The following is a 17,569-nucleotide window of genomic DNA, read 5'->3' as shown; positions in this document are numbered from 1 at the left end:
GCCGGATCCGGACCGGGCACCCTGGTCAGACATGGGCGCACTCCCGCAGGCTGTCGAGGTTGTTCGGCGAGGCGTCGTCGGCGGCCGTACGCAGGTAGGGACGGCCGTGTCGGGGCCGGACCACCCGGAGGGCGGCCCGGGCGGCACCCGGCTCCTGCACGAAGAACGCGAACCGGCCGCTGCCCATCAACTGGATCGCATCGGGCACCGGAATGAGGAAGTGCGTTCCGTCCGCGTTGTAGCCGCCGAGGGCCACCGTCGTCCCGTTCGCGGTGCGGACGCAGCTGACCCGCACCGGCACGGCCGTGTCGTAATACTCGGTGTCGGGCGCCAGCTCCACCTGCAGCCAGCCGTCACTGGCCACCGACGGCTCGTTGGGAAGCAGCGCGTCCGGGGTGGTGGGCACGACGGGGTCCGACCGCCACTGCCCCGGTTGGTCGCGACGGTGCCAGTGCCAGGAGCCTCGCACGTCCTGTGGCAGGGGCAGCCGGGTGGTCTCCAGGTCGTGCAGGACCGGGCCGTACCGCAGCGCCGGCGACAGCCGGGACAGCGCGGCGGCGGTCCACTCCCGCAGCAGCCCCACCGACTTCTGCGGCAGCAGGCCGACGGTGACGTGCACGTCCGAGCCGGGCACCATGAGCAGGGTGAGCGGCACCGGCAGTCCCGGGTTGATCGTGAACACGCCGGAGGTGTCCACGTAGGGCGAGGTGATCGGATCCGCCCCAGGTGCCGAGACGGCCCCGCTGTCGTCGGGCAGCCCCGGCGCCAGCAGCGCCACCGCCGGGTCGACGATGTGCAGCCGGTCCATGTCGTCACCGACGCAGTACGCCAGCAACCCGTCCTGCGCCCGCGACAGCGCGCCGAGCCGTACCGGGACGCCGCGTGTCGCGTTCTCCGGCGGCTGGCGGGGGTCCTCCACCTCGACCTTCAGGTACGCCCGGACCACCGCGACCGGCCGGCCGAGCAGCAGGGCCAGGTGCTCGTCACCGGCCCGCCCGGTCACGTCGACGGTCCAGCGCGTGGTGTCCAGCACCCGCAGCAGCGACTCCAGCGCGCTCTGGGCGGTGCCGGCCGGGTGGCCGCCGGCGCGGGCGGTGGCCACTGCCTGGTCGACGGCCAGCATCCGGTCGGCGAACCGGGCCAGCAGCGGGTTCGGCAGGAACCGGCTCGGTGGTGCGCCCAGCGTCGCCGGCCGCCCCGGGTCCTCCTCCCACGCGCTCACCGTCTCCGGGTCCGGCCGCAACCGACCGTAGCCGCTGCCCTTGTCGTCGAAGAACTCCAGCGTCCGGTCCACCAGGGACGGCACCAGGTAGCCGCAGACCGGGCTGACACCCGCGTCCGCGTCGCGCGGCGCGCCGGACGCGTCGGCGAAGCGCAGCAGCACCCGGGCGGGGGCGGTGAACCGCGGCCGGAGGGCAGCGAGGTCGGAGTGACCGGGCACGGCCAGCGTCACGCCGTGCGACACCGGCGCCGGCTGGGCCACGTCCGCGCCGAGCACCTCCAGGTAACGGCCGTAACCGTCGACGAGGCGGGCCCGGTCCAGCCGCAGGAACCCGGCGCGCAGGGCTACGAAGTCCGGCGCGCGGGGCGTCGGCGGCGGCTGCGCCGAGTCGGCGGCGTGAGGCGCATCGACGGTCAGCCCGGTGGTGTCGCGGCGCAGTTGCTCGGCGATCCCGACCAGCTCACCGGAGAGCAGGTCACGCTCGGCGTCGTCGGCGTCGATCGTCGCGTCGAGCAGGGCGGCGGCCGACGCGGACAGCATCACCCGCCCGCGGAGGGTCCGGCCGGAGTCCGGCTCCGGTTCGGTCACCACCGCCGGCAGGTCGAAGTCGATCTCGCCGAGCGGCCAGTCGTGCGCGCCGCGCGGCGAGGGCAGGTAGGTGGCCGACCATTCCAGCAGCAGCGGGTTCCACGGCCGGCTCGGCGGGGTGACCCCGACGGGGCTGGGCAGCGCGCCGTCGACGACGGCGCCCGGCGGTGGCGTCGCAGGATCGGCCACGCCCGGGTCGAACGACGCCCACCAGGCGGCCCGGGCGGCGGCGACCGGGGACGGTTGGGTGGCGGTGGACCCGGCCAGATCGGGGGCGGAACCGGGGTCGAGGCTGGCCAGTTCGACGAGCAGCGCACCGGCGACGGGCGGCACGCCGTACTCGGGCCGCAGACCGGCCAGCGGGGTGGGCGGCAGCACCGCGGCACCCCGGCCCGGGTCGCCGGCGGCGACCCCGAACCCCCGTACCGTCCGGTCGTCGAGGCGGCACAGCAGGTTGCCGAGCGTGGAGTAACGGCCGTCGGCGCCGTGCTTCGGGCTGCGCCCGCCGCCGGCGACCACCAGCGCCGGCTCCAACGCGTGCCACACCCGCGGCCGGGTCCGTTCCACCTGCACGAAGGACCCGCCACCCGCGGCGCCCGCCGCGCCGGTCGCCTGCTGCCAGATGTACTCGTTGCCGGCGACGGACGGGGTGGAGCCGAACCGGCTCTGGTGCAACCCGGCGTCCAGCCGCGCCGGACCGTCGGCGGCAGTGACGTCGGACAGCGCGCCCTGCAGCAGCGCTTCGACCATCCGGGCCGCGTCGATCGGGTCGTCGGGTTCGGCGGCGACCGCCGCAAGCGCCTCGGCGAGGGTCTCCCCCAGGGCCAGGGCCACCGCGTCCGGGGTGGGACGGTAGTCCGTCTCCCGGCCGAGCAGGCCACCGTCGCCCGGCCACTGGGGATCGGGCCAGCCGATGGAGACGGCGGCGGCGTGGTAGACGGACCGCTCGAGCAGCGGCTGGCCTCCCGGTGGCTTGGGGAAGATTTCCCAACCGAGTTCCTCCAACCGCTCCTGCTGCGTCACCTCGCCGGTGACCCGCAGCGGGTCCCGGGCCAGGTCGGTGTACCAGCCGAGCACCAGGTAGGCCACCGGCCCGGTGACGTCGCTCAGCTCGTCGTGCAGCGCGAACCGGTTCGTCACGTTGTCGTAGTAGCCGGCCCAGCCGAGGTCGCCGTGACCGAGCGCGGTCAGCGGCGAGCGCGGCGCGGCGCCGGGCGGCGGCAGGGTGGGCCCGGTCAGTGCCCGGTCGACCCGGACCGGCTCGATCAGCCCCGCGTACGGCAGCAGCCACGCCTCCACCGCGCGCGGTCCGGGGGTGGCCGGGCCGGACAGCCGGACCACCAGCCACCGGTCGGGCACCGGCGGGAACGTGGTCGCCCCGGTGTCGTCGGCGATGCCGCGGGTCAGCCCGTCGGGCAGGCCCCAGTGCAGGTGCGCGCCGGGCGGCCGGGCGTTCTCACGGGCGCTGAACGGTTCGGGCAGCAGGTCCTGCTGGACCCGGCCGCTGGCCGGCGGGGTGGGCCGGGTCAGGGCGGTGCGCGCCCAGGCGGATGGGGCGGAGGGTTCCCGGACGACCAGCACGTCGAGCGCGACCGGGACGAGAAGAGTTGTCACGCGAAGGCTCCCTTGTTCGGGGCGGGCCGACCGGTGCTCCGGGCCCGGCGGAGGTCGGCGGAGCGGCGGATCACGACGGCGGGGTGGAAGCGCCGAACCGTTGCCGGGACGGGGCCTGCAGCAGGGACAGCGCCACCGCTGCACCACCGCGCGCGCGGGGCAGCGGGCGGGCCTGGTCCAGGGCGCGGGCCAGGCCGGCGACGTCCACGACACCGGGGACCGGGCTGGCCGATCGCATCGGCACGGCCACCATGCCCACGTCGCGTCCCGCGCCGTCGCGGATCGGCACCTGCCAGCCGGACCCGGCGGCCTCCAGACCGAACTGCACGCTCTGCGGCGGCTCCTCCAGCCAGACCAGGCGGGGCGCGCCGCGGAACAGCGCGATCAGCACCGACGGCGACAGCCGCTCCAGGCGCAGCAGTTCGACCACCAGGTCGGGGCGGTTGCGGGCCAGGACGTCCGGATCGACACCGGAGGGCACGTCTGCCGGGCTGTCACTCGCCCACGCCCGCACCTCCATGCCGGGCCAGCCACTGACCAACGCCGAGCGCAGCAGGAACCCGGTGACCGGGACGGCGCCCTCCGTCGCGCTGAGCTCCCCCGCGAGCCGCGCCTCGGTGATCAGGTCGGCCGCGACGGGGATCGACATGCGGGTCCGCTGCACCTCCCGGACCAGCGGCAGCTGTTCGGTCACCGCGGTGCTGACCTGGGGCAGCAGGGTACGGGTGGCGGTGCGTTCCCGGCTGCCGTCGCCACCGACGGCCAGCGCCCCGGCCCGTAGCTGCTCCAGCCAGCCGGTGTCGAGCCGGAAGAACCGGATGGACTCCGCGGGCAGCAGTCGGGCGTCGGGGACGAGGTACCGGAAGGGCAGGTCGTGCAGGAGGCTCCAGCGGGCCAGCAGGTGCTCGACGTACGCGGGAAGGGGCGGCACGGCCGTCGCGGTGGCGGTGGTCGTCTCGGCCGTCGTCGTGGCCCTCGCCGCCAAGGCGCGGCGTCGCGCCTGCGGGTCGGGCGTGGCGGTCGGCGGGCCGCCGAGCAGGGTGCCGAGCCGCTCGGCGAGCAGCCGGGCACCGGATGACAGTTGGGTCGTCACGACGGTTCTCCTTCCCGGGGCAGTTGGCGGGGAATGAGGCTGGCCCCGCCCGGGTGGGCCTGCCAGAGGTCTGCGCGGGTCGTGCGGGACAGCAGCCGTTGCGCGAACGTCTCGCCGAGCGTGGCCAGCGGGTCGCTGTCGGCCGCTGCGACGGCGGCGCGGCGAAGCATCGGCCCGCCGGCGGCGTACGAGTGGACGCTGCCGGCGCGAACGCTCGCCGCATTGCCGGAGCGGGCGGCGTCGTCGGTGGCGCGGTGCCAGGCGACCACCTCGCGGATGAACCGGCCGTCGGCGGCGGCGAGGAGACGGCCGAGTTCGAAGGCGGCGTCGGCGGTCACGTCGGCTGGTCCGTTGGGTAGCGGGTCGGGTGCCGACCCGAGCAGCGGGGGCCGGTAGCCCATGACGGTAGGTGTTCCGTCGCGACGAGTGCCGGCGAGACCGAGCGAGCCGGCGCTGTCCACGATGGCCGGGGCTCCGGCCGGTGGTGCCGCGAACGCGCCGAGGTCAAGGTGCGCGGCCAGGTGTTCGAAGGTGCCCCCGGCGGTGCTCGTGGTGAAGGGCCACGAGGCGAGGACGATCAGCGTGGGCGGGCTGCCTGTGGTGGTGGACCAGGCGTCCTCGCGTGCCTCGAGGGAGACCAGGCAGGCGGTGTAGGTGACCGGGTTCGATCCGCCCAGAGGCAGCCGGTTGGCGGTGACCACGGCGAACCAGCCGTCGTCGTCGCGGCCGGCCAGGGCGGTGTCGGCGACATTGACCTGGCGGACGTGGGTGAGCAGCCCCACGTCGGTCCGGCTGGGCAGCAGGGCCCGGAAGGTTGGCAGGTCCTTGGCCCGCAAACCGACGACGGTACGGTTGCCGTCCACCGGTTCGGCACTGTTGAGGCGGGAGAATGCGGTCTCGCCGACAATGGTGCGCAGCGGCCCGGTCACCAGGCTCGCCTCGTCGGATCGGACGACCAGCAGCGCCAGCCATGGGGTGCCGTCGGAGAACCTTCGCTCCCACGGCAGGGTCCGGCGACCCAGCACGACGTGCGGCAGCCGGTCGCCGAACGCCCCGACCGCGTCCCGGGGCGGGTGCTGCGCGGCGACCTCGCTGGCGTCCAGGGCGAGGCGCGGCGCGCTCACCTGCACGTGGGTGGCGTGTTCCGGCGGCGGTGCCAGCGCCGTACCCGGATCGGTCGTGCGCCGCACGTCGAGCGCGCTGCGGAACCGGTAGATCCCGGCCGTCAGCGACGGCGCCACCTTGTCGTGCAGCCGGATCGAGCCCGCCGCGATGGGTGCCTCGGGCATCACGCCTCCGTCTCGTCGTGGTCGAAGGCGACCCAGGCCGCCGTTGGTGTCGGTGCCGCCGGTGCGGGTTCCGCCTCGACGACCGCCGCCCGCCGCGCCGCCGTCCGCACCGCGGCGGAGTCCCCTGCCGGCACGGCGGCCGGCGTGGCGACCCGGGCCAGCGCGACCCGGGCGGCCGGGTCGTACGGGTCAACGGCGTCGTCCCGGGTGCCGATCACCGCGCACACCCGCCAGCCGTTCCCGGCGAACACCTGCACCGAGACGGTGCGCGCCCCCGGCTCGGGATCGACGGTCAGCAGGATCCGGTCCGGCGCGGCGTCCTCGCGGCTACTCACCCGCACTCCCTCGGATTCGATGCGGACGTCGGCGAGGTCGGCGCCGGCGGTGGCCGGTTCCAGGGCCACCACGACGCTGCGGGTCGTGACCGGCAGCGTGGTGACCAGGCCGTCCACGGCGGCGGTCAGCAGCGCCGCGGGCACCGGGACGTGCGCGCCGGCGCGGCGGTAGCGGGCCGGCGGGCGCCACGGACCCGGCAGCAGGATGGTGGCGCCCGGGGCGAGGAGCACGCCGTCGGTGACCGGGATCAGCGGGGTGTCCGCGGTCCAGCCGGCGGTGTCGCCGGCGGCCGGGGTCACCACGGCGTGGCCGGCCTCGGCCGGTACCCGCGCGCCCGCCCGCGCCGGGCCGTCGCTGATCGGCGCGCCGGTGCTGGTGAAGGTGGCCAGCCGCAGCGGTGTGGCGCCCTCGTCGAGGCGCAGCCGCAGTGCCGGCGCGCCGGAGGTGTCCCAGATCTGGGTGCTGCCCAGCGGCAGTGGGTCGCCGGTGGCCCGGGCGGCGTGGAACCGGGCGGCAACGGGCGCAACCGGGCCGCGCCGTTGGTCGGCGGACACGGTCGCGCGCAGGCGGGGACCGGCCGGACCGGCCGCCCGCAGGGCCGTCACGGCGGTGCCGGACTCGGACGCCACCGCGGTCCGGCGGCGCAGGACCGACGGCGCCGCAGCCGGTGCGCCGGCGCCGAACAGCGGCAGGTGCCGCTGCTGCTCCTCTTCGATCATCGTGGCCAGCGCCACGTCGCCCAGCGCCCCGGTGGCTTCGGAGACCGTGACCGGAGCTGCCAGGTTCACCGACGACAACGCCTGGACCATCGTGGGTTGCGAACCGTTGTTCCGGTCCCCGGCGAGGTTGCCGTCCCACAGGCCGGCCGGGAATCCGGTCGTGGTCGTGGCCGCTCGCAGGGCCTGCACCTGGGCGGTCGGTACGGCCGTCCAGGTGGTGCCGCTGCGCTGGTCGACCGTGACGACCAGGGCGGCCTTCACGTGGCCGACCTTGTTGCCGGAGGGCACGACCTCGACTGTCCGTCCGCCGGTGGGGTCGTCCGGGCGACCGCTGTTGGCCAGTCGCCAGGTCGCCAGCGGCATCAGCGACTCCACACGGACGGCGAATTCGGGTGCCACCGACCAGGGGCGCTCCAGCGTGCCGTCGGGCCGGCTGCCGATGGCGGGCGGGAGGTTGCCGGCCGTCACCGTCGCGGCGGTTGCCGGCTTGGCCGCGTCACCGCCACTGAGGTACTTGGTGGCGAACTGGGACCAGTCGGGGAAGCTCTGCGGCTGCGTCTTGCCGAACCGCACGGTGACCGAGGCGATCGCCAGGTCGACGGTGACGGTCCCGCGTAGCGGCGGGCCCTCGATGTGCACCCACGCGCCGAGGGAGACGCTGACGTTGATCCGGGCACAGGCGAAGAAGCACACTTTGATGGTGAAGCGGGCGCCGATGCTGACGGCGATGTCCGCCTCGTAGCTCAGCGGATCCCAGCGAACGATCACATCAAGGGCGGCGACGAACCAGATTCGCACCGGCGAACGGTCGTAGGAGGCCTCGAGTCGTCCCCCGAGCATCACGGCCGCAGGGGTCAGGGTGAAGTAGGCCTCGCCCTTGACGACCACGCCGCCGCCGACCGACCAGTGGAATCCGACCCGGGGCACGTCGGGGTAGTGCGCCGGTTTGTGGAACCTGGGGTGGTAGCCGCCGATGGAGAGCAGCACCTCGGGCCGGTCGAACCACACCACGAAGGCGAACCCGCCGACGAGCTGACAGTCGCGGCTGAGCAGCCAGGAGTTGCGGGTGAGGGCCGCGCGGACCGACAGCACCTTGTCGACGGTGCTGTACCGGGCGGCGAGGGCGAGCTCGACGTTCATCACCGCCGCCTGGGAGTCGGGCAGTGCCATGCGCATCAGGCCGAGCAGCCCGACCTCCAGCCCGCGGTCGGCGGAGACGTACGCCAGGGCGGTGGTGTGCAGCAGCTGGAAGGTGGTGAACTTGACCCCGGCGGCGAGCCAGAACGCGCCGCGCGCCGGCGGGATGTCCCGGGACATCCGGGCCAGCGCCCCCATCGGTCCACCGGCGCCCTCGAAGCCGCCGTCGTCAATCGCCTTGACCAGCGGGAACGCGGTCACGCCCTGCGGGTCGCGGGGCACGAGCAGCTTCCTGTTGTAGCCGGCGCCGCCGCCGAGTCCGAGCACGTACAGGTACGGCGGTCCGCCGAGCGGGAAGCCGACGGACAGGAACACGAACAGGGAGGTGAACTCACCGAGGTCGTCACGAGGTCGGGCGTACGAGCCAACCGCCGTCAGCCCCCGTCCGGCCAGATCGACCGACAGCATGCCGTCGTACTGCACGCCGTTGGCGCCGGTGACCTTCACGAGCCCGCCCGCGATCGACACGCCCGGTGAGGTGAACGACAGCGACAGTCCCGTGAGGTCCACCTCCCAGGCGCTCAGGTCGGTGGGGTTACGCAGCGGCACCAGCAGCGACAGGTCGTCGACGTCCAGGGTGAGGCCGGCGACGGCGACGCCACCGTCAACGGCCACCCCCACCTTGCCCGGCCCGGCCGTGGCGGCCTTGTACAGCAGCGCCAGCTCGGCGATGTGCAGCGGGCCGTAACTGCGGTTGATCTCGAACCGGGCCTCCGCCTTACCGCCGAACAGCACCAGCCAGCGGCCCCCGCCGCGGGCCACCAGCACGTCGATCGGAGGGTTCGCCGGGGTGGCGTCACCGCCACCACCGGTCTGCAGCAGCGACGCCGCGACCGGGTTGGATCCGCCACCACCAGGGGCCATCGGGAAGCCCAGCCCTTCCACGACGACCGCGCCGTCCACGACCGTGGGCCGGCCCAGCGCCGCCGAGCCGGTCAGGGCTAGGTCGGCTCGAACGTGGGCGCTGGCCGCGCCGAGGCGGAACCCGCCGGTGGCCACCAGCGCCTTGCCGGAGGCGGCGGCCGCCACCCGCATGCCCAGGCCGCCGAGGCGTAGCACCGGACGTAGCTGCGGCGCGGCGGTGTTGGTCAGGTCCAGCAGCAGCAGACCCACACCCTGGCCGGCCGGTCCCCACCCGACGTCCAGCGTCCCGGGCAGCCCGAAGCGCAGCTGCACCGCAGTGTCCCCGGCGGGCAGGGTCAGCTCGCCGCGGAGGACGACGCCGTACCGGGCGCCGTCGGCGACGACGGACAGGGCCAGCCCGCCCGGAACGGGCACGGCCACCCCGGCCACCGCGTCCAGCGCCCCGCGCAGCAGGCCGATCGGGGTGGGCAGCGCGGCGGCCATGCGCATCCCGTCGGCGGTGTCGATCGCCACGCCGGCGCCGGTGAGGATCTGACCGGTGGTACGTCCGCCGGGCCACAGCGGCTGTCGCAGCCACGGCTCGGCGGCGCGCAGCGCGAGGGTGCCCGCCATGGGCACCACGAGCCGCTGGGCGAGCTGCGCCAGCTCGGCTGCCCCGGGCAGTTGCACCACCGGCGCGAGCTGGACGGCCAGTTCCCCGGTGCCCGCGTCGTCGGTGCCGAGCAGGCCGAGCCGGACGGCCAGTCCCTCGGGTGTGGCTCGCGCGGACAGCCGGGCGCGCAGCGCCACCCCGAGACCGGTGTCAACGTACGCCTGGGCGGTCAGCTCGGCCGTCACGTTCGGGTGGGCGTAGCCCACGACCACGTCGGCGGTGAGCGCTCCGGCGCTCACGCCCCGCACCGCCAGGCCCAGCGCCGGGCGTGACGCGGCCAGGTCGGTACGCAGCTCGACGGTGCCGCCGAGCACGCCGACCCGGACCACCACCTCGCCGGGCGTGGACGGGTCGGGCACCTGCGCGGCGCCGAGGACGCGGCGCAGCACGGCGACGGCGGCGGACGCCGCGGCGGGACCGACGCCCGCCAGCCCGCCGGCGGCCAAGTCCTCGGCCAGGTCGGCGAGCGCGCCCGCGCGGGCGGCGAAGCCGTGCGGGGCGGCCTGCGGGTCGTAGACGCCGAGCGCCTCGGCGACATCCAGCACGTCGTCGAGTACTGCGGGGTGCGGGTCACGGGCGCGGATGCCCTCGGTGAGCCGGTCGAGAACCTCGGGGAGCAGCCGCGAACCGGCCGCCTGGACCAGGGTGTCCATGCCGGTCACGGTCGGCAGCAGGGTGAGCGTGGCTCCCAGCGCGGCCGGTGTGACGGCCACGGAGAGGCCGCCCGCGTCGGCGCCCAGGCGCAGGTCGAGGGCGCCCCAGTCGCCGGGCAGCGGCAGGTGCAGGGTCAGTTCGCCGCCGGGCCGGACCTGCCGGGCTGCGTCGACGTCGAGGTGCAGCGTCAGGTCCAGAGTGGCCGGCGCCCCGTCGACGTCCCACAGCTCGATCGGCTCGTCGGTGGCGAGCAGGAGCCGCAACGCCCGCGCGTCGGCCGGACCCACGTCGAGCAGGTCAAGGCTGATCCCGCCCGGCAGCGTGAGCGCATGCGCGGGGTCGGCGGCCAGACCCAGGGGCGCCGCGGCCAGCCGCAGCAGGCCGGCCAGCGGCGCCGCCTGCGGGGGTGCCCCCGGAGCGCCGGCGAAGGTGCGCTGCACCCACGCCGCCGGGTCGGTCAGCAGCCCGTCGAGGGAGGCCACCCGGACGTCGCCGCCGGCGATCTGTTCGAGCAGGACGCCCAGGGCCCCGTTGACCAACAGCCGCGGCAGCAGCGAGGCGAGCCGACCCGCCAGCCCCGGGCCGGCCGGCAGCAGCCCGACCGGCTCGGCCAGCCAGGGGGCGGCCAGCGACACCGCACCGTCGGTGCCCGTGAGGGTGACGCCACCGACCGCCAAGGCCGCCTGCACCTGCGGCGTCGGATCAGCCAGCGGGACGGTGGCGGACCCGGTCAGGGTGACGCCGTGGCCGAGCCGAAGCCCGGTCCCGGTGGTGCGGGCGGTGAGCCGCCACGGCTGTGCCTCCAGCACCAGTTCCACCGGCAGCCCGCCGACGCGCCGCCGCCAGGGACCCCCGCCGGCGGGGGCGTTCGGGTCGCGGACCAGGCCGAGCAGCCCCGCCGTCCGGTCGACCAGCGCCGGAAGCCGCGGCGCCAGCCAGGCCGTGGCGTCGGTACGCAGCGCGGTGATCGCGTCGGCCAGCACCGCGGCCGGGCGGCCGGGTGTCGCTCGGTGGATGACGCCCAGGGCGGCGAGCTCGGTCAGCAGCCGGGTCAGCCGGCCGCCGGGGGCGGCCACCCGGTCGAGTTGCCGCACCAGCGCGTCGAGCAGCTCCGGCGCCCGCGGGTCGAGCAGGTCCACCGCGGTGGAGGCGTCGCCGCGCAGAGCGGCGTCGTGCAACACCACCTCGACCTCGGTGACCGGGCCGAAATCGCCCGCGCGGACGGTGGCGCGCACGGTCAACGCCCGGACCCGGGCGGGCAGCGGGGCGCCGACGCCGGGTCCGCCGAGCAGCCACCCGTCGGGGCGGGCGACCTGGATCCGTACCTGCGCCGACGGTGCGTCGGCTGCCCCGGGGTGCAGCGCCACGGCGCCGAGGCCGAGACGCACGTCCACGTCGACGTCGGGGTCACCGGCCACCGGTGCGCCCAGGTCCAGGGCGAGCCGTACCGCGGCGACCGCGTGGGTGGGCAGCTCGGCGGGGCCGGCCCCGGCGACGGTCTGGCTGGTCAGCGCCGCGACAAGAGCGGCGTGCAGCCCACCGGCTCCGCCGTTGCCGTCGACGTCGCCGAGGCTGCCGAAGAGCGCGAGCGCCGGTAGGCCCTGCAGGTTCACCGGGGTGGCGGGCCAGCGGGTGAATGCGGCGGCGGGCAGTGGCGCCGGTCGGGCCTGCTGGCCCGGCTCGACCGCGGCGTAGCCGTCGAGCAGCCGGCGCTGCAGGCCCAGGGCGGCGTCGAGCAGCGGCGTGGCCGGCAGGCCGGCCGGGGCCAGCATGGCGGCCAGCCGCACCCCGTCGGCGACCGCGGGCGCGTCCAGAGGCAGCAGCGTGCCGTCGAACACGGTGCCGACGGTGATCAGGCCGAGCAACTGGGTGGGCACGGCCGCGGCGAGTTGCCGGGCGACCAGGCCGAGATACGAGTGCCCGACCAGCACGGTGCGCACACCAGGGCGGACGGCACGTACCGCGTCGTGCACGTGCCGCAGCGCGGCCAGCGCGGTGGCGGCGGGGAGCGTACCGTCGTCGGCGAGATCGACCACGTACCAGCGGGCGGCGGGCAGCGTGCCGAGGTCGACCAGGTTCGGCGGCGTACCGGGCACCCGCAGGTCCACGGTGGCGATCTGGTCCGCAGCAACGTCGGCGAGCAGGTCGTCCCACGGCCGCACGCCGGCCAGCGGGGGCGCGAGCAGGAGCACGGCCCAGTCGTCGCCGGCCGCGGCGCTCCGGGCGGTGATCTCGTCGCGCAGCTGGGCGACGATGCCCGGCGTGGTGGTGAGGGTGTCGTGTGTGGCGGCGACCAGCGTGCCGGCCCGCCACCCGGGCTCCACGGGCAGCGCCGCGTCGGCGGGCACCAGCCCGTCGCCCTCGGCGAGCACGCCGGACAGAGCGGCGAGCGCGGCGGCGGCGTGGGCGGCGTCCACGGTGGCGATCGCGTTGGCGACCTCGGGCAGATAGGCCGCGGCCACGTCGGCCGCCTCGAGCACGTCGGTGCTCGTGATCCGCAGCTCGTCCCCCGCCAGGTCCTGCGGGGAGTCGGAGGCGCCGAACCGTTCGATCAGCGGCGCCACCGCCCACTGGGCCGGCGGGCCCTCCGGCTCCAGCCAGGCGAGCAGCTCCACCGCGTCCTCGTCTGGACGCTGCATCGGCACCCGCCACGGCACGGCCGGAGTGCCGGTGCCGGTGACCGGCAGGTCGACCGGCGGCAGCTGCTGGCCGGGCAGGGCGGGCAGTCGGTCGGTCAGGGCGGCCTGCAGAAGCTGCAGCAGGGCTCGCAGATACGGCACGCCGCCGTCGGTCCGGGCGGTGTCGTCGCGGGCCAGCCCGGCCAGCCATCCGCGTACGGCGGCGGCCGGATCGGCCAGCAGCGTGGACAGATCGGCCGGGTCGGGAGGCAGCAGCGGCGGCAGTCCGGCGAACGGGCCGGTGGTCGCCGGACCGGCGATGCCGACCAGGGCCAGCAGGTCCCGGGCGGTGGGGCCGGCCCACGACTCGGCGACCCGGGCGAGCAGCGCCCGGGCGGCGCCCCACAGCGCGGCGGGGTCGATGCCGAGGCCCAGGTCTGCCGCGGTGGGGTCGATCGGGCCGGCGGGAGGCAGCACGACATCGCCGAGGACGTGTGCGACTCCGTCCACGCTGACTGCGAGATCGTCCACGGTGGCGCTGACCGTGACGGCCGACCCGAGCGACCAGCCGACGTCGAGGCGTATGCCGCCGGTGGAGACCCGCACCGGCATGTCCGTCGCCAGGGCGGGCGGGTCGAAGGCCACGGTGGCGGTGACCCCGCGCAGCCAGGCCGGACCGTCGACCGCGTCGAGAGGGATCGACGCCAGCCCGGCGCGCACGTCCACCCGCCACGGTAGGGACGGGTCCAGGTGGCCGCCGCCGCGCAGGCCGAGCCCGAGCTCGACGACGGGGGCGGCCGGGGTGCCGGAGTCCCACAGGATCAGCTCCAGCGCGATCGGGGCGCCGTCCACGGCGGCGAACGCTGGCACCGCCACCCGCCACGGCTCGGCCACGCTGCCCGCGCCGGTCACCACCGGGGCGACGGCGCCTGCGAGCCGCGCCACGTCCTCCAGTACGCCCGACCAGCCGCCGGGCTGCTGGCGCAGCTGACGGTAGTAGGCGGCGAGCGCACGGGTCGGTGCGGTGGTCAGCAGGCCGAGGTCGATGCCCGGGGTGGTGCCCAGCCCGAGCAGGCGCCGCAACGCCTCGACCGGCCCGGCCGCCGTGCCGAGGCCCGCGTCGATCGCGTCCTCGAGCAGCGACTGCGCAGCGGCGGTCAACGAGCGGGCGTCGGTGAGGTCGATGAGGTCCAGGTGGTTCGGCTCGTCGCCGATGGCGACCGTGACGTCCCGCAGCTCCAACAGGGGGGTGATCGCCCCGGTGGCCGCCCGGTACCGCAACCCGGCGCGCAGCCCACCGACCTGCACGGCGCCGGCCGGTTCCCCCGCGGCTGGATAGAGCCGGCCCGCTCCGGCCGGTGCCGCCACCAGTACGTCGAGGCGTTCGAACAGGGTGGTCGGTGCTGTGCCGGCCAGCGGCACCACCAGCAGGACGGCGTCGCCGAGCACGGTGGCGTCGAGGGCACCCGTGCCGCGGTAGCCGACACGGGCACCGAGCACGAGGGCGGGCGTACCGGTCGCCGGGTCGCTGCGCACCGCCACGGTGAGGTCGACCGACGGTGGCCCGGCCACAACCGGGATCAGCAGCGGATCGGCGTCGGTGGGCAGGTCGGTGCGCTTGGACGGGTCGGCTCCGAGCAGCCCGGCGACCGAGTCCAACCAGCCGACCAGTCCCGGTGCGCCGTCCGGGGTGCGCGCGGCGACCAGGGCGGCCAGCCACGAACGGAAGGCCGCCGGGTCGGCGGCGAGGTCGCCGAGGGGCAGCGGGACCAGGCCCGGAGCCAGCCCGAGCAGCCCGGGCAGGTTGGCCGCGACCAGCTGCACCGGTGCCGGTACGTCATCGCCGACCTCGGCGAGGACGTACCGGAGCAGCGCGGTGACCAGCAGGGCGAGTTGCGCGCTGCCGGCGGCGGGGTCCAGCACGAGCGGCTCGGTGGTGCCGGGCAGGCCGCGTACGGTGACGGTGACCCGGCTCAGCCCCTCGTCGGGTGGGGCGACCAGCAGCACGGCGGCCTCCACACTGGCGCCGCTTTCGCCGAGCGGGGCCTGCGCCCGCAGCCGGATCGGGTGGCTCTTGCTGGCCGCGACGGGTGTGACGGTGCCGCTGGCGGCGAGCAGCAGGTCCACCCGTGCGGTGACGGCGGGCCCGCCGGCGACCGGCCCGGCCTCGGCCGCGATGGCCAGGGTCAGCGGGGCGGACGCGGCCAGCCCGGTGCGCTCGACGACGAGGTAGACCTGGCCTTTGCCGCCTTCCTCCAGCAGCGGCACGTGCCGGACGGGCCGGCCGAGCTCCCCCGCGCCGTCGGCTGGGAAGCGCGGCTGGGCGGCCGGCAGCATGCCCTCGATCGCGCGTACCAGCGCGGCGCGTTGAACATCGCTGGCGACCAGCTTCCCGACGCGCGTCCACGGGTCGGCGAAGAACTCCTCGACCAGCCGGACACCGCCGCCGGACGGGGCGAGCAGGCCCAAGGCGATCCCGAGATCCTCGACCTCGGCGGGCAGTCCGGCAACGTTGATCATGGTCCCACCCACCCGGAGAAGGTGCCCGGTTCCGGATCGAGCCCGCTCCAGGCGTTGGATTCGTCGAAACGGTCGTGCAGGCCGGTGATCCGCGTGTCCCGTTCGGCCTTGCCGACGAGGTTGCGTTCGGCGAGGTAGTTGATCTGGAACAGGCGCAACCACGGCGCGCGCAGCGCTGCTGAGGCGCCCTCGTCGAACGGTCGCAGCTCCGTGCGCATCGGCTCGGGCATCCGAGCGATGGCGCGCTCAGTACGGTTGATCGCCCGGTCGATCGCCTCGGTCACCCAGAACGGGGCGTTGATGTGCTGGTCGATGACGAGGGCGGCGGCGTACTCGGAGCTGACGAAGTCGCGGATGCGGTACGGCCGGCCGCGCACGGTCAGCGTGGCCTTGCCCAGTGGCTGGCGGCCGAGCCGTTCGAACCGCCACACGGCGGTCCACACCTGCACCACGTTGTAGGGCACCGAGCAGAGCGAGGCGAGGCGGATCCGGCCGCACCACTCCGGCGCGACCGTGTACGCCTTGCCCTGCGCGCTCACTCCGAAGAACGCGTGCCGGGGCAGAACCGCGACGACGCTGTCCGGCGGCTCGGCGAGACGCTGCCGGCCGCCACCGGGCGGCACGCGGAACAGCGCCGCATACCGCAACGCGTATTCCTTGCCCTGCTTGGCCTCGCCGTCGCCGTCGAACGCCTCCGGGTTGGCCGCGCGGACCTGGGCCGGGTCGGCGACCTCGACGGCCGCCTCCTTGCCGCCCACCCGCCACCACGGCTCCGGCTGCAACCCGTACATGCCGAAGAAGAGGTCGTAGTGGTCGGGCGCGACCCGCTTGAACCGGGCCAGCAGCACCGGCAGTTCCTCGTTGAGGTGGGCCGACCACTGCTGGATGCCGGTGGAGAGCGTGCCCTTGTCCGCGCCGCGGGCGGCGTCCAGTCGCCCCTCGTTCGGTGCGATCAGCTCGATGACCCGCAGCCGCGCCCGCTCGGCGGCGGCGGTGAACCCGATGGCCGCCGTGTTCGATTGGATGAACTGCGCCGGGTCCAGCCGGCCCGCGTAGGCGGGGCCGCTCCAACTGGTGCCGTTCTTCTGGGTGTAGCTGTCGGTGACCCCGATGCAGAGGTCGCGGCCGAGCACCATGGTGTGTCGTCCGCCGGGGTTCTCCGCGGCCACCTTCCACGGCGCCACCAGTCCCTGCGGCGCCGGCTTCTTGCCCTTGACCGGCGGGGCCGGCGGGACCGGGGTCAGTTCGTCGGGGAGGACCGCCGGGCCGATCACCCCCGGGGGTTGCCAGGCTCCCGATCCGGTACGGGTCAGGCCCAGTGCGGGACCGAGCAGGTCGCGGGCGTCCTCGGCGTCCCCGTCGCTGCTGGAGCCGACGAGCGACCAGAGGCGGCGCAAGAGTCCGTGCCCGGCGGTCACCCCGGCCAGCGTCGCCAGCTCCACCGCGGTCAGCCGGCCAGTCACCTCCGCCGCCAGGTCCACGGCGTCGTCGGCGTCCTCGGCCGCCACCTGGCGCAGGATCTCGACGATCCGGAAGACCGCCTCGAACGGGTTGCCCACCAGGTCGCGCTCGATCGCGTCGGCCAGCTCGTCGAGGTCCCGACCGGCCCGCCAGATCGTCACCTCGGCGGTCAGGGCGGCCGGGTCAGGCAGCGGTAGGTGCTGGGCGGGCGCGTCCAGGGACACCCCCGACGCGGCCGGGAACCGGTCGGCCCAGCCGCCGACGGTCGCCCAGTCGGTGACCCACTGCGCGCCGCCCGCCGCGACCTCCACCGGCAACGGCAGCCACAGCCCGGTACGCCAGGCGGTCGGGCCGCCCAGCGCGGCCAGGTAGTCGCGGTTCCATCCCCACAGGCCCTCGGCCACGTTCATCTCGTCGTACGGGGTGGCATCCGATGCTCCCGTGGGCTTCATGGTCCGCAGCAACCAGTACGCGATGCCGCGCAGTGTCGCGCCCGGACAAAGGAACACCGACAGGCTGGAGCGCTGCGCCGGCGAACGACGGCCCCCGACGAGGTTCTGCAGGGTGCCCTGCACGATCGTCGGCGTGCCTGCGGCCGAGCCGGCAGGCACGCGGAGCAGCACGTTGTAAGTCATGGGTGGGGTGGCGCCGGGGTGCTCGGTTACCAGCCCGGCGGCGGCGACGGCGGTCACGACCCCGGTCACGATGTACCCGTTCGACGGCGGTCGTCGGCACGCCGTTC

Annotated in this window: 5 protein-coding genes; all 5 read right to left on the bottom strand. The window is 75.7% G+C overall.

Going from position 1 to position 17,569, the window contains the following annotated elements; genetic code table 11:
* Positions 1 to 25: 25 nt before the first annotated feature.
* Positions 26 to 3,424, bottom strand: a complete 3,399-nt coding sequence (locus V6U79_RS05940) for a DUF3892 domain-containing protein (protein WP_334613786.1) — start codon at positions 3,422 to 3,424, stop codon at positions 26 to 28.
* Between the two features lie 70 nt (positions 3,425 to 3,494).
* Positions 3,495 to 4,517, bottom strand: coding sequence for a hypothetical protein (locus tag V6U79_RS05935; RefSeq protein WP_334521403.1), 1,023 nt, complete (start codon positions 4,515 to 4,517; stop codon positions 3,495 to 3,497).
* Entirely contained in the window at positions 4,514 to 5,806 is a 1,293-nt protein-coding gene (locus V6U79_RS05930; RefSeq protein WP_334613785.1) for a hypothetical protein, read from the bottom strand. The genes V6U79_RS05935 and V6U79_RS05930 overlap by 4 nt, the downstream gene beginning before the upstream one ends.
* Complete coding sequence (locus tag V6U79_RS05925; protein WP_334613784.1) at positions 5,806 to 15,366, bottom strand: DUF6603 domain-containing protein; 9,561 nt, start codon at positions 15,364 to 15,366, stop codon at positions 5,806 to 5,808. Before V6U79_RS05925 ends, V6U79_RS05930 begins: the two co-directional genes overlap by 1 nt.
* Entirely contained in the window at positions 15,363 to 17,531 is a 2,169-nt protein-coding gene (locus V6U79_RS05920) for a hypothetical protein (protein WP_334613783.1), read from the bottom strand. The genes V6U79_RS05925 and V6U79_RS05920 overlap by 4 nt, the downstream gene beginning before the upstream one ends.
* Positions 17,532 to 17,569: the final 38 nt, after the last annotated feature.

Origin of the sequence: Micromonospora psammae (assembly GCF_036902725.1) — a bacterium.
Classification (GTDB): domain Bacteria; phylum Actinomycetota; class Actinomycetes; order Mycobacteriales; family Micromonosporaceae; genus Micromonospora.
This window is presented reverse-complemented; position numbering and strand designations above follow the sequence as displayed.

Excerpts from the sequence above, each read along its gene's own strand:
- V6U79_RS05930 (WP_334613785.1), bottom strand. The coding sequence starts at position 5,806 with ATGCCCGAGGCACCCATCGCGGCGGGCTCGATCCGGCTGCACGACAAG.
- V6U79_RS05925 (WP_334613784.1), bottom strand. The coding sequence starts at position 15,366 with ATGATCAACGTTGCCGGACTGCCCGCCGAGGTCGAGGATCTCGGGATC.